General features: G+C 70.0%; 9 protein-coding genes and 1 pseudogene. 5 read left to right on the top strand and 5 right to left on the bottom strand.

Going from position 1 to position 13,360, the window contains the following annotated elements:
• Nucleotides 1-188: 188 nt before the first annotated feature.
• The 3 genes from KWI83_RS22065 (at nt 189) to KWI83_RS22055 (ending at nt 4,764) form a co-directional block, all read left to right on the top strand.
• Complete coding sequence (locus KWI83_RS22065; protein WP_218516101.1) at nt 189-2,450, top strand: VWA domain-containing protein; 2,262 nt, start codon at nt 189-191, stop codon at nt 2,448-2,450.
• 138 nt (nt 2,451-2,588) lie between these two features.
• On the top strand, nt 2,589-4,307 hold the full coding sequence (gene metG / locus KWI83_RS22060; RefSeq protein ID WP_218516100.1) for a methionine--tRNA ligase: 1,719 nt from the start codon (nt 2,589-2,591) through the stop codon (nt 4,305-4,307).
• Between the two features lie 91 nt (nt 4,308-4,398).
• The gene (locus KWI83_RS22055) at nt 4,399-4,764 is read left to right on the top strand and encodes a PH domain-containing protein (RefSeq protein ID WP_218516099.1); all 366 of its coding nucleotides are present in this window, start codon (nt 4,399-4,401) and stop codon (nt 4,762-4,764) included.
• Nucleotides 4,765-4,866: 102 nt separating this feature from the next.
• Here KWI83_RS22055 and aspS read toward each other — a convergent pair whose 3' ends face one another.
• Nucleotides 4,867-6,630, bottom strand: coding sequence for an aspartate--tRNA ligase (gene aspS / locus KWI83_RS22050; RefSeq protein ID WP_218516098.1), 1,764 nt, complete (start codon nt 6,628-6,630; stop codon nt 4,867-4,869).
• A gap of 142 nt (nt 6,631-6,772) precedes the next feature.
• Between aspS and KWI83_RS22045 the strand changes: the two genes are divergently transcribed.
• Nucleotides 6,773-8,929: a SpoIIE family protein phosphatase gene (locus KWI83_RS22045; protein WP_218516097.1), complete on the top strand. Its 2,157-nt coding sequence runs from the start codon at nt 6,773-6,775 to the stop codon at nt 8,927-8,929.
• 26 nt (nt 8,930-8,955) lie between these two features.
• Here the strand turns inward: KWI83_RS22045 and KWI83_RS22040 are convergent, their stop codons facing one another.
• The 4 genes and pseudogenes from KWI83_RS22040 to KWI83_RS22025 form a co-directional block, all read right to left on the bottom strand.
• Nucleotides 8,956-10,005 carry an AI-2E family transporter gene (locus KWI83_RS22040; protein ID WP_218516096.1) on the bottom strand — a complete coding sequence of 350 codons (1,050 nt, stop codon included), beginning with the start codon at nt 10,003-10,005 and terminating at the stop codon, nt 8,956-8,958.
• A 74-nt stretch (nt 10,006-10,079) separates the two neighbouring features.
• Nucleotides 10,080-10,181: pseudogene (locus KWI83_RS22035) on the bottom strand (pirin family protein); the annotation flags it as partial.
• A gap of 398 nt (nt 10,182-10,579) precedes the next feature.
• Nucleotides 10,580-11,551, bottom strand: a complete 972-nt coding sequence (locus KWI83_RS22030; protein ID WP_218516095.1) for a pirin family protein — start codon at nt 11,549-11,551, stop codon at nt 10,580-10,582.
• A 205-nt stretch (nt 11,552-11,756) separates the two neighbouring features.
• A complete protein-coding gene (locus tag KWI83_RS22025; protein WP_141312208.1) occupies nt 11,757-12,221 on the bottom strand; it encodes an SseB family protein in 465 nt (154 codons plus the stop codon).
• A gap of 197 nt (nt 12,222-12,418) precedes the next feature.
• Between KWI83_RS22025 and KWI83_RS22020 the strand changes: the two genes are divergently transcribed.
• Entirely contained in the window at nt 12,419-13,270 is an 852-nt protein-coding gene (locus KWI83_RS22020; protein WP_218516094.1) for an intradiol ring-cleavage dioxygenase, read from the top strand.
• The last annotated feature ends 90 nt before the right edge of the window (nt 13,271-13,360 follow it).

Raw genomic sequence — 13,360 nt, 5'->3', positions numbered from 1 at the left:
CGAGAGCGGAGCGATCGAATGAACGCCACATGAACCCGAGGCATCTGTCAAGGAGTTGAGGTCTGTGCCGAGCACGTCTTGGACCAACCCTTGACGCGGACGCCGTCGACCCTCCCCGGGCCGCTAACCTTACGTGTCCGTCCTGGCCAGGGATTGACGGGCATCAACTCACGCGAAGGGTTGCGCACATGGGCATTCTCACTCTCCTGCGGAACGCATTCGGCCGCTCCCGCAAGGGCCGCAAGCCCGAGGCAGAGGGTGTCCCCACGCAGCCACAACCAACCCCCACCCCGACGCCGCGGGTCCCCGAACCCCGCGAGGAGCACGACCTGGTGGCGGCGGCTTTCGACAGGGTGACGGTCCCCCACCCGACCACACGCCAGCCAATTTCGGCCGCACCGGGAGACCGGGAGGAAAGGGGCATTCCCTCCCAACCGACGGTCGCGGAGCCGACGGTCACGGAAGAACTGACGGCCCCGGAAAAGCCGACGGTCACGGAGGACCCGACGGCCACGGAAGAACTGACGGCCGCGGAAAAGCCGACGGTCGCGGAAGAACTGACGGCCACGGAGAAGGCGACGGCCACGGAGGACCCGACGGCCACGGAGAAGGCCGCGTCGGCTGTAGAGCCCGAGGCGGCGGCCGAGACGCCGGAGCCGGAGGCGGGGACGGCGACCGAGACGCCGGAGGCCGAGGCCGAGACGGCGAAGCCGGAGGCCGACGCAGAGGCGGCTACCAAGACGCCGGAGACCAAGGCAGAGCCGAAGCCGGACACCGACCTCGCGGCGACACCTGAGCCGACGACCGAGCCGGAGGCAACCGCGCCGACCGCACCGGAAGCCAACCCGACGACCGAAACGGACACGGAGCCGGAAGCCGCGACCGACACCGCGCCGACCTCGCAGCCCGAGCCGGAGCCCAAGGCCAAGGCGGCGGCCGAGCCCACCCCGCAACCCGAGCCGGAGGCCGGGGCCGGGGCCGAGGTCGAGGCGGAGTCGGAGACCAAGCCCCAGGCCGACGTCACGCCCGAAGCCGAGTCGGCGCCGCAGCCGGAAGCCGAAGCAGAGGTCACGGTGAAGCCGCAGACCGCCACCGAGCCCGCCCCCCTGACCGAGGCGGAAACCGAAGCGGCCGCCGTTCCGGCAACGGAAGCGGAGGCGCGGCTGAAGCCCGAAGCCAAGACCGACACCGAGCCGGAGACTGAAGCGGACGCGGAGCCGGAAGCCGCGACCGACACCGCGCCGACCTCGCAACCCGAGCCGCAGACCAAGGCCGAGGCCGAGGCGGCCGGGCCCACCCCGCAGCCCGAGCCGGAGGCCGGAGCTGAGGTCGAGGCGGAGCCGGAGACAAAGACCCAGGCCGACGTCACGCCCGAAGCCGAGTCGGCGCCGCAGCCGGAAGCCGAGGCAGAGGTCGCGGCGAAGCCGCAGACCGCCGCCGAGGTCGAGGCCCAGCCTGAGGCCACCACGCCGACCACTCCGGAAGCCGACCCGACGACCGAGGCGCAGCCGGAGACCGCGGCGGTAGCCGAGGGCGGGGCGATGTCGCGGCCGGAGGCCGAGGTCGCGGCGGAAGCGGTGGCGCCCGAGCCCCCCGCCCCGGTCGACTCAACCGAGCCGGAGCCGGAGCCGGAGCCCGCGCCCGCGCCCGCGCCCGAAGCCGTAACCGAACCGGAACCCACCCCGGCCGCCGCCCCCACCCCCGAACCCGCACCCGCCAACGGCGAGGACACCCCACAGGGGCCACCCGCACCCGACGACGAAAGCCGCACGGGTGGTGCGGGTGGGCACGACACCCCCGTACCCCCCACCCTCCGCACGGCCTACACCGCAGCCGCCACCACCCTCAAAGCCCACGACCTCACCACCGCCACCAGCCCCACCACCACCCCCACCAAGATCTACCTCGTCCTCGACCGCTCCGCCTCCATGCGCCCGTACTACAAGGACGGCTCCGCCCAGGCCCTCGGCGAGCAGACCCTCGCCCTCGCCGCCCACCTCGACCCCGAGGCAACGGTCCACGTCACCTTCTTCTCCACCGAAGTCGACGGCACCGGCGAACTCACCCTTCCCGACCACGAGAACAAGATCGACACCCTCCACGCCTCCCTCGGCCGCATGGGCCGTACCAGCTACCACGTCGCCGTCGAGCACGTCCTCACCCACCACGACAGGACCACCACCCCCGGCACCCCCGCCCTCGTGATCTTCCAGACCGACGGCGCCCCCGACGCCAAGACCCCCGCCACCCAGTCCCTCACCAACGCCGCGAAAACCCACCCCCACATCCACTTCGCCTTCGTCGCCTTCGGTGAACACGACAACAAGGCCTTCGATTACCTCCGCAAACTGAAGACCGGCAACACGTCCTTCTTCCACGCGGGCCCCACCCCGAAGGAACTCACCGACACCGAGTTCTACGAGGGCGTCCTCGCAAACTGGCGCCCGTAGCGTCCGCCGTAGCGTCCGCGGAAATCCCCACCCCCGGCCGCCCGCCTCTCACCCCGTAAAACGAGAAGCGGGCGGCCCACCCATGTCGGCTACGATTTCAAGGTTCGTAAACACGCAGCGACCTGGGAGCAGCCCCCGATGGCTCGACACCTCATCACCAGCGCCCTTCCGTACATCAACGGGATCAAGCACCTGGGCAACATGGTGGGGTCCATGCTCCCGGCGGACGTCTACGCCCGCTACCTCCGCCGGCGCGGCCACGACGTCCTCTACATCTGCGCCACCGACGAACACGGCACCCCCGCCGAGCTCGCCGCCAAGGAGCAGGGCCTCCCGGTCGACGAGTTCTGCGCCCAGGCGCACGACGCCCAGAAGGCGATCTACGACGGCTTCGCCCTCGCCTTCGACTACTTCGGCCGCAGCTCCAGCCCGCAGAACGTCGAGATCACCCAGCACTTCGCCCGCAAGCTCAACGAGAACGGTTTCATCGAGGAGCGCGCGATCCGCCAGGTGTACAGCCCCACCGACGGCCGCTTCCTCCCGGACCGCTACGTCGAGGGCACCTGCCCCCACTGCGGCTACGACAGGGCCCGCGGCGACCAGTGCGAGAACTGCACCCGCGTCCTCGACCCCACCGACCTGATCAACCCCCGCTCGGCGATCTCCGGCTCCACCGACCTGGAGGTCCGCGAGACCAAGCACCTCTTCCTGCTCCAGTCCAAGCTCCAGCACGAGGTCGAGGAGTGGGTCTCCCGCCACGAGGCCGACTGGCCCCAGCTGGCCTCCTCCATCGCCCGCAAGTGGCTGAACGAGGGTCTGCACGACCGGGCGATCACCCGCGACCTGGACTGGGGCGTCCCGGTCCCCGCCGACACCTGGCCGGACCTCGCGGCGGAGGGCAAGGTGTTCTACGTCTGGTTCGACGCGCCCATCGAGTACATCGGCGCGACCAAGGAGTGGTCGGACCAGGACCCGGAGAACCGGGACTGGAAGTCCTGGTGGTACGACGTGGACGACACCGTCCGCTACACCGAGTTCATGGCCAAGGACAACGTCCCCTTCCACACCGTGATGTTCCCGGCCACCGAGCTGGGCGTGCGCGAGCCGTGGAAGAAGGTCGACTACGTCAAGGCCTTCAACTGGCTGACGTACTACGGCGGAAAGTTCTCCACCTCCCAGAAGCGCGGCGTCTTCACCGACCAGGCCCTTGAGATCCTCCCCGCCGACTACTGGCGCTACTTCCTGATCGCCAACGCCCCCGAGTCGGACGACGCGTCCTTCACCTGGGAGCACTTCACGGCGACGGTGAACAAGGACCTCGCCGACACCCTCGGCAACTTCGTCAACCGCGTCCTGTCCTTCTCGAAGAAGCGCTTCGGCGACGAGGTCCCCGCCGGCGGTGCGCCCGGCGAGCCGGAGCGCAGGCTCGGCGAGGAGATCGCGCGCCTGCTCGCGGAGTACGAGGAGCAGCTGGAGGCCCTCCAGTTCCGCAAGGCCGCGGCCGCACTGCGCGCGCTGTGGTCCGCGGGCAACTCCTACCTGGAGGAGAAGGCCCCCTGGCTGGAGATCAAGACCGACAAGGACGGCGCCGCCCTCACCCTGCGCACGGCGATGAACCTCATCCACCTCTACGCGGTGGTCTCCGAGCCCTTCATCCCGGCCACGGCCGCCACCATGCGCACGGTCTTCACCCTCCCCGACGACACGGCGCCCTGGATCACCGAGGACGAGGCGAAGTCCCTCACCTCGGTCCCGGCGGGCACCCCCTTCACCGTCCCCCCGGTGCTGTTCGCCAAGCTGACGGACGAGGACCTGGAGACGTACAAGGAGCGCTTCGGCGGCGGAACAGCCGCGTAACAGCCCTTCTCGGACCCCTCACTCACCAGGTATACCTGGCCAAGATCCCGTGACCGGCCAAAATCACGGACACTGAGTGGGGGGTCCATCCATGGCACTGTTCGGAAACGCGCACAGCATCGATCCAAGCGCCGCCCAGCAGGACTACGCACGTCTGCTGGGTCAGGGGGAGCAGGTGCACGCCGCGTACCTGCTGATCCGCGACACCATCCTGTTCACCGACCGCCGTCTGATCCTGGTCGACAAGCAGGGCATCACCGGGAAGAAGGTGGAGTACCACTCCATCCCGTACCGCAGCATCACCCACTTCGCCGTCGAGACCGCCGGTACCTTCGACCTCGACGCCGAACTGAAGATCTGGCTCTCCGGCTCCCAGGCCCCGATCCAGAAGACCTTCACCAAGGGCGTCGACATCTACGAGGTGCAGGCGATCCTCACGCAGTTCGTGGCGAGGTGAGCCGAGGGCTCTCAATACGACCTGCCTACGAACTGCGTACGACCTGCATACGAAAGCGGCCCGGAACCGACGTCGGTTCCGGGCCACCCGCGCTCAGCAGGACTACTTCGGCTGCGGCTTGCGCACCGACAGGTGCAGCTCCTTCAGCCGGGCCTCCTCCAGCTCCGTCGGAGCGCCCATCATCAGGTCCTGCGCGTTGCCGTTGAGCGGGAACGCGATGGTCTCGCGGATGTTGGGCTCGTCGGCCAGCAGCATCACGATGCGGTCGACGCCGGGCGCGATGCCGCCGTGCGGCGGGGCGCCGAAGCGGAACGCGCGCAGCATGCCGGCGAACTTCTCCTCGACGGTCTCCCGGTCGTACCCGGCGATCTCGAAGGCCTTGAGCATGATCTCCGGCTCGTGGTTCCGGATCGCGCCGGAGGACAGCTCGACGCCGTTGCAGACGATGTCGTACTGCCAGCCCAGGATGTCCAGCGGGTCCTGGGTCTCCAGCGCCTCCAGGCCGCCCTGCGGCATCGAGAACGGGTTGTGCGAGAAGTCGATCGCGCCGGTCTCCTCGTCCTTCTCGTACATCGGGAAGTCGACGATCCAGCAGAAGCGGAACACGCCCTCCGTGAAGTGCCCGGCCCGCTTCGCGGCCTCGACCCGCACCGCGCCCATGATCTTCGAGACCTCGTCGAACTCGCCCGCGCCGAAGAACACGGCGTGCCCGGCGGCCAGCGAGAGCCGCTTGGTCAGCTCGGCGACGTTGTCCTCGGTCAGGAACTTCGCGATCGGGCCGGACAGCGTGCCGTCCTCGCCGACCCGCACCCACGCCAGGCCCTTGGCGCCCAGCGAGACGGCGTACTCGCCGAGCTGGTCGAAGAACTTCCGCGGCTGCGCGGCGACGTCCGGCACCGGCAGCGCCCGGACGTGCTTGCCCGCGAACGCCTTGAACTCGGAGCCCTCGAAGATGTCGGTGATGTCCACCAGCTCCAGCTGGGCGCGCAGGTCCGGCTTGTCGGAGCCGTACTTGAGCATCGCCTCGCGGAACGGGATCCGCGGGAACGGGGACGTGACATGGCGGCCGCCCCCGAACTCCTCGAACAGCTCGGTCATCAGCTTCTCGACCGGCTGGAAGACGTCCTCCTGCTCGACGAAGGACATCTCGATGTCGAGCTGGTAGAACTCGCCCGGCGAGCGGTCCGCGCGCGCGTCCTCGTCGCGGAAGCAGGGCGCGATCTGGAAGTAGCGGTCGAAGCCGGAGATCATCAGCAGCTGCTTGAACTGCTGAGGGGCCTGGGGGAGGGCGTAGAACTTGCCCGGGTGCAGGCGGGAGGGGACGACGAAGTCGCGGGCGCCCTCGGGGGAGGTGGCGGACAGGATCGGCGTCGCCATCTCGTTGAAGCCCAGCGCCGTCATCTTGTGCCGGATCGCCGAGATGACCGCCGTACGCAGCATGATGTTGCGGTGCATGCGCTCGCGGCGCAGGTCCAGGAAGCGGTACTCCAGGCGCCGCTCCTCGTTGACCCCGTCCTCGGTGTTGATCGTGAAGGGCAGCGGGGCGGCCGCGCCCAGCACCTCGACCTCGCCGACCTCGATCTCGATCTCGCCGGTGGGCAGGTCGGGGTTGATGTTCTCGGCGCCACGGGAGACGACCTGGCCGTCGACGCGGACGACAGTCTCCTTGGAGAGCTTGTCCAGCGCCTCGTAGGCGGCCGTGTTCGGCCGGGCGACCAGCTGCGTGATGCCGTAGTGGTCGCGCAGATCGATGAAGAGGATGCCGCCCAGGTCGCGCCGATTGTGCAGCCAGCCACTCAGCCGGACGTCGGTGCCGACGTCAGAGGCGCGGAGCTCGCCGCAGGTGTGGGACCTGTACCGATGCATCGTCGTTCATCCAGCCTTCGCAGATCGGGGTCGTTTCACGTGAAACACCCCCAGGGTACCGGCCGCCCGGAACGGCCTCTCCACGATGACCGGTGTACGGCATGGGTGGCAGCATTCGATCACTTCTTCTTAGAGTGGGGCAATGCGCACTGGTGAGCCCCTGCCCGCCGTGGGTCAGGTCCTCGCCGCCCTCGCGACCGGCCTGTGGCACTGGGACACGGCCACGAAGCTGGTCACGGTGGACGCCGAGGCCGCTCGGCTGCTCGGGCTGCCCGTCGAGCAGGCGACCCTTACCGAGGCCCAGGTCAGGGCCCGGCTGCACCCCGTGGACTGGAACGAGATCGTCAGCGTCGTCGGCCTCGCCGCCGCCGAGGGCACGCTCGCCGAGGTGCGGGTCCGGATCATGGACGAGCGGGGCCGGGTGATCCGTACCGTCCGCAGCCGGTCCAAGCCGAGCTACGACCGCGAACTGAGGGCCTTCGAGCTGATCGGCACCCTCCAGGAGGTCACCGACCCCTCGCCGGGCACCCCCGCGGACCGCCGAACCGTCACCGGCGACTGGCGGCGCTCCCGGGAGGCGTTCCTGCTGGACGCGGGCCGGGCGCTGGCAGAGGCCCGGTCCACGGCGGAGGTACTGCGGGTGGCGGCCGGGCTGTCGATGCCGGGCTTCTCCCCGGACGGGCTCGCCGTCTTCGGCGTGGAGGGCGACCGGCTGACGATCATCGGCCACCACGGTCACCGGCCCGGCGACGAGGGCCCCTTCTCGCACATGGCCCTGGCGACGGACTATCCGGCGGCGGAGGTCGTACGCACCGGCCGTGCCGTCTATCTCTCCTCGCCCGAGCACTACAAGGCCCGCTACCCGCTCACCTGGCCGCTCGCCGAGCAGTTCGGCCGCCAGTCGTGGGCCTTTCTGCCGCTGACCGTCGCGGGGCGCACCATGGGCGCCTGGATGGCGGCCTTCGCCTATCCGGTGGCGTTCACACCGGACGAGCGGTCCGTGCTGACGACGGTCGCCCGGATGCTCGCGCAGGCCCTCACCCGGGCCGGCGCCGCCGAGTCCCAGCGGGAGCTGACCGACGGCCTGCAACGCTCCATGATGCCCACGCTGGGCCCGGAGATCCCCGGCATGAGCGTCGCCGCCCGGTACATCCCCACCGGCGGCGGGCTTCAGGTCGGCGGCGACTGGTACGACATGATCCCGCTGCCCAGCGGCAGGATCGCCCTCGTCATCGGGGACGTCCAGGGGCATGACGTGCGGGCGGCGGGCCTGATGGGCCAGTTGCGGATAGCCCTGCGGGCGTACGCGTCCGAGGGCCACCGCCCCGACGCCGTACTGTCCCGCGCCTCCCGCTTCCTGCACGGCATCTCCACCACCGACGAGGACCCCACCGACCTGCGCTTCGCGACCTGCCTGTACGTCGAGGCCGACCCGGAGACCGGCGTGCTGGACATCGCCCGCGCCGGGCACCCGGACCCGGCGATCCGGATGGCCGACGGCACCGTCCTGAAGCGCCCGACGGCCGGCGGGCTGCCCCTCGGCATCGACCCGGACGCCGACTACCCCACCACGCAGCTGGTCCTCGAACCCGGCGAGACCATGCTGATCTGCACCGACGGTCTGATCGAGACCGGCGGGCACGATCTGGAGACCGGCTGGGTGCGCATCCGCACCATCCTGGAGGAGCACAAGGGCGACCTGGAGGAGCTCGCCGACTCCCTGGTCCAGGCCGTGCACGGCCCGTCCTCCCACCACACCACCGGCCCGCTCGCCGACCGGCGCGAGGACGACATCGCCGTCCTGCTGCTGTGCCGGGAGGCCGAGGGCTGCGGCTGCGGCGACACCGTGACCGTACGGCCGCGAAGAGTGCGGCGCACGATGCTGACGGTGGCCCAGGCCGAACCCGAGCGGGTCGCCGTGGCCCGGCAGCAGCTGCGCGAGCTGCTGCACGACTGGAGCAGCGCCGACCAGGTCGACTCGGCGGTGCTGCTGCTGTCCGAGATGCTCACCAACGTCCTCGTGCACACCGACACCGACGCGCTGCTGGTCGCCGAGATCGCCGGGGAGCCGGGCGCGCGGCGGATACGGGTGGAGGTCACCGACGCCGGCGACGACCTGCCGCACCGGCGCAGACCCGGGGAACTGGCGTCCTCCGGGCGCGGCCTGATGCTGATCGAGCTGCTGGCGCACGCGTGGGGGGTGGATCCGCGGGGCGAGGGCAAGAGCATCTGGTTCGAGCTGTACGAGCCGGACGGTTCGGGCGGGGACGCCGAGCCCGACGGGCAGCCGAAGCCGTAACGGGGCGTACGGCCGACCGGCCCGGGCTACGGCTTCGAAGGCTCGGGGGCAGTTCCGTACCGCGCCCGCAGCTCGTGCACGACCCCGAAGGCGGCGGCGGTGAGCGGCACCGCCAGCAGCATGCCCAGGAGCCCGGCGACCGACGCCCCCGCGGTGATCGCGAGCATCACCACCGCCGGATGCATCTGCACGGTCCGGCTCTGGATCATCGGCTGCAGCACATGCCCCTCCAGCATCTGCACGGCGAGCACCACCCCGAGCGCCCACAGCGCGATGACGAACCCCCGGTCGGCGAGCGCGACCAGCACGGCCACGGCGCCGGAGATGAACGCGCCGAGGTAGGGGATGTACGCGCCGACGAAGACCAGCGCCCCAAGGCCGACCGCGCCCGGCACGTCCAGGACCAGCAGCCCGACCGTGATGCACACGGCGTCGATGAAGGCGATGAAGGTGGTCCCGCGCATGAACCCCTCGACGGCCTGGAAGGCCCGCCGCGCCATGGCCTCGACGGTGTCGGCGGTGCCGCGCGGGGCGAGCGCGCGCAGACCGCCCGAGGCCCGGTGGGAGTCCCGCAGGAAGAAGAAGACGAGCAGCAGCGCCAGTACGGCCATGGCGATGGTCTCGCCGACCACGCTGACCCCGCTGATCAGACCGGAGGCGGCCGTCTGGCCGAACCGGCTCAGCAGCTCACGTGCGTTGGCGGCGATGTCGTCCAGCGAGGTGCCGACCGCCCCGAAGCGCTCGGCGATGTCCTGCGCCGCCCGCCGCAGCGAGCCGATGATCTGCTCACCGGAGTCGATGAGCGCGGCGACCACGATGTACACCGCCCCGCCGACCACGGCCACCACGGCGACGCAGGTGAGCGCGGCGGCGACGGACCGGTTGACGCCGACCTTGACGAGCCGCCGGTACATCGGCCCCAGCAGGGCGCTCCCGAGCAGCGCGAGCAGCACCGGCACGACGGCCGTGCGCAGCACAGCGCAGAGCAGGACCCCGACCCACCCGACGGCGGCGGCCAGCAGCACGACCGCACACCAGGCGGCGAACCGCCGTACGGGAACGGGAAGCAGATGCACGCCTCCCACCCGACCACGCGACGACCGGGCTGTCCTGCGCGGACCGCCCGGCCGGGTGACGGGTCGTCAGGGCATCAGTCGCGCGGGCCACTCTCCGTCATATCGTGCACCGCCGGAACCGTCTCAAGCTCGTCCTTGGTGTTCATGACGAACGGGCCGTAGTGGGCCATCGGCTCACCGTGTCCGGTGATGCGCCAGCTGCGTTGGCCCGCGTGCGGTCGATGTCTCGCTCGCCCCCGCACGTGGGCGCCGCCCAGCCGTGGCCCAGGACCCGTAGGGGCGGCTTCCACTCGCCGTGATCGTTTCGCGTTTGCCAGGCTCCGACCTCGTACGGTTCACCGAACTGGTCTATCCCCGTGCAAGCCTGCGTACGCGAAGTCCACAACGAACTGGGCATCAAGCCCCTTTCCAAGCGCTCGTACAGGGAGCCACCAACGCCCGTTCCCTGGGGCCGCTGGCGCTCGTCGACCGCTGTTGCGCCGCGAAAAAGCGCGAAGGAGTCCCCTTCCATGGTCGGACAGGGGCTCCTTCATGGTCGGACAGGGGCTCCTTCATGTGTGGTACCTGGCGAGACCTACAGCCCGCCCTCAGACATCCCATGCACCGCCGGTATCGTCCCCAGCCGCCCCTTCTGGAAGTCCTCGAAGGCCTGCATCAGCTCGTCCTTGGTGTTCATGACGAACGGGCCGTAGTGGGCCATGGGCTCACGGATCGGCTGCCCGCCGAGGAGGACGACCTCCAGGTCCGGTGTGTGCGAGTCCTGCTTCTCGTCCGCGCGGACGGTCAGCGAGCCGCCGTTGCCGAAGACGGCCGTCTGGCCCAGGTGGATCGGGCGGCGCTCCGCGCCCACCGCACCCCGCCCCGCCAGCACGTACGCGACCCCGTTGAAGTCCTCCCGCCACGGCAGCGTGATCTCCGCACCCGGCGCCAGCGTCGCGTGGATCATGGTGATCGGCGTGTGCGTGACACCGGGACCGGCGTGGCCGTCCAGCTCACCGGCGATGACGCGGAGCAGCGCGCCGCCGTCGGGGGAGGTGAGCAGCTGGACGTTGCCGCCGCGGATGTCCTGGTAGCGCGGGGCCATCATCTTGTCCTTGGCCGGAAGGTTCACCCACAGCTGCAGACCGTGGAAGAGACCACCCGACATGACGAGGTGCTCCGGCGGCGCCTCGATGTGCAGCAGGCCCGAGCCCGCCGTCATCCACTGGGTGTCGCCGTTGGTGATGGTGCCGCCACCGCCCTGGGAGTCCTTGTGGTCGAAGGTCCCGTCGATGATGTACGTGACGGTCTCGAAGCCGCGGTGCGGATGCCACGGGGTCCCCTTCGGCTCCCCGGGCTGATACTCCACCTCACCCATCTGATCCATCATGATGAACGGGTCGAGATGGCGGTAGTTGATCCCCGCGAACGCCCGGCGCACCGGGAAGCCCTCACCCTCGAATCCGCTCGGCGCGGTCGTGACGGCGAGCACGGGACGTGCCACGGCGTCGGCCGGCGCGGTCACGCGGGGCAGCGTCAGCGGGTTCTCGACGGTCACTGCGGGCATGTCGGTACCTCCTTGGGCGACGTGCGCTCCACTTTAGTTGAGCGTTGAACTTTCTGCCACCTGGAACGCCGAAGACCCGGAGGGCATTCCCTCCGGGCCTCCTCCCAGCCGCATCGCTGCACGGCTGCCGGGCAGCTTATGGCATGGGCGCGACAATCAGGGAGACAATCAGGGGGTTTCCGGACCGCCGACGTCGACCGGACGGCTAGCCGTACATCCGCCGCATGGCGAAATCAACCATCTCCTCGACCGCCTTCGCGTCGAACACCATCCGGTGCTCGCCCTCCATGTCGAGGACGAAGCCGTACCCGGTCGGCAGCAGGTCGATCACCTCCGCGCCGGTGATCACGAAGTACTTGGACTCCTTGCCCGCGTACCGGCGCAGCTCCTTCAGCGAGGTGAACATCGGGATCACCGGCTGCTGGGTGTTGTGCAGGGCGAGGAAGCCGGGGTTGTCACCGCGCGGGCAGTAGACCTTCGACGTCGCGAAGACCTGCTGGAAGTCCTCCGCGGACATCTGGCCGGTGGTGAAGGCACGCACCGCGTCCGCGAGCGAGGGCGGGGACGGCTCGGGGTACAGCGGCGGCTGCTGCTGTCCGTACCCGCCGGGCATCTGCTGCGGGGGGACGTAGCCCTGCTGGGCACCGACGTTCTGGTCGTAGCCGTACATGGGCGCAAGCGTACCGAGAGCGGCCGGGACGGCGGGCCGGTACGGGGACCCCGGCAAACCGACAGCGAGTCGACAGCGGGTCGACAGCCCCCGCGCTGGTTTCCCACAGCTGCCACTCCTAGCGTCTGCCGCATCGAGTCGAGCGGCGGACACGACACCACCACACCACACCACACCACACCAGCAAGGGGACAGCGATGCACGGACACCACGACGACGAGGTCCACGAGCACGACCGAGGGCTCTCCCACGACCTGCCCCTCCTCGCCCGCCGCCGGATGATCCGGCTGATGGCGGGCGCGAGCCTGGTGCCGCTCCTGGGCTGCTCCGCCAAGGACGACACCGCCACCGGCGGCAGCTCACCGAGCTCCCCCTCCTCGGACTCCTCGACCTCCTCGTCCGCCACGTCGTCCACCGAGTGCTCCACCATCCCGAACGAGACCGCCGGACCCTACCCCGGCGACGGCTCCAACGGCGTGAACGTCCTCAAGGAGAGCGGTGTCGTCCGCAGTGACATCACCTCCAGCTTCGGCGACTCGGCCGGCGGCACCGCCGAGGGCGTGCCCCTGACCGTCACGCTCACCGTCGTCGACGCCGCCTCCGGCTGCGGCACCCCCAAGCAGGGCGCCGCCGTCTACCTCTGGCACTGCGACCGGGACGGCAACTACTCCCTGTACTCCGAGGGCGTCACCGACGAGAACTACCTGCGGGGCGTCCAGGAGACCGACGACACGGGCCGGGTCACGTTCCAGAGCATCTTCCCGGCCTGCTACCCGGGCCGCTGGCCGCACATCCACTTCGAGGTCTACGGCAGCCTGGCGGACGCCACCGCCGCCACCGCGATCACGAACACCTCCCAGCTCGCGCTGCCGAAGGACATCTGCGACACGGTGTACGCCACGGACGGCTACAGCCAGAGCGTGCGGAACCTCGGCCAGTTGTCCCTGGAGACGGACAACATCTTCAGTGACGGCTACGACCAGCAGCTGGCCACGGTCACGGGCAGCGTCGAGCGGGGCTACACGGCGACGCTCACGGTGCCGGTGTGACCCGTCACAGATGACCGGATCGGGGTTGCGTCTTATTACTGGCGGGTAGCATCATCTTAGCTACTAGTTGGTACGTGAACTTGGGCGCGA

The sequence above is a fragment of the Streptomyces sp. TRM70350 genome, assembly GCF_019219825.1.
GTDB lineage: Bacteria > Actinomycetota > Actinomycetes > Streptomycetales > Streptomycetaceae > Streptomyces.
Note: the sequence above shows the minus strand (reverse complement) of the source record. Positions and strands in the feature narration are given on the sequence as shown.

What these genes read in the sequence shown, in the direction of transcription:
- KWI83_RS22065 (WP_218516101.1), top strand. Translation starts at nt 189, where the DNA reads ATGGGCATTCTCACTCTCCTGCGGAACGCATTCGGCCGCTCCCGCAAG.
- metG (WP_218516100.1), top strand. Translation starts at nt 2,589, where the DNA reads ATGGCTCGACACCTCATCACCAGCGCCCTTCCGTACATCAACGGGATC.
- KWI83_RS22055 (WP_218516099.1), top strand. Translation starts at nt 4,399, where the DNA reads ATGGCACTGTTCGGAAACGCGCACAGCATCGATCCAAGCGCCGCCCAG.
- aspS (WP_218516098.1), bottom strand. Translation starts at nt 6,630, where the DNA reads ATGCATCGGTACAGGTCCCACACCTGCGGCGAGCTCCGCGCCTCTGAC.
- KWI83_RS22045 (WP_218516097.1), top strand. Translation starts at nt 6,773, where the DNA reads ATGCGCACTGGTGAGCCCCTGCCCGCCGTGGGTCAGGTCCTCGCCGCC.
- KWI83_RS22030 (WP_218516095.1), bottom strand. Translation starts at nt 11,551, where the DNA reads ATGCCCGCAGTGACCGTCGAGAACCCGCTGACGCTGCCCCGCGTGACC.
- KWI83_RS22025 (WP_141312208.1), bottom strand. Translation starts at nt 12,221, where the DNA reads ATGTACGGCTACGACCAGAACGTCGGTGCCCAGCAGGGCTACGTCCCC.
- KWI83_RS22020 (WP_218516094.1), top strand. Translation starts at nt 12,419, where the DNA reads ATGCACGGACACCACGACGACGAGGTCCACGAGCACGACCGAGGGCTC.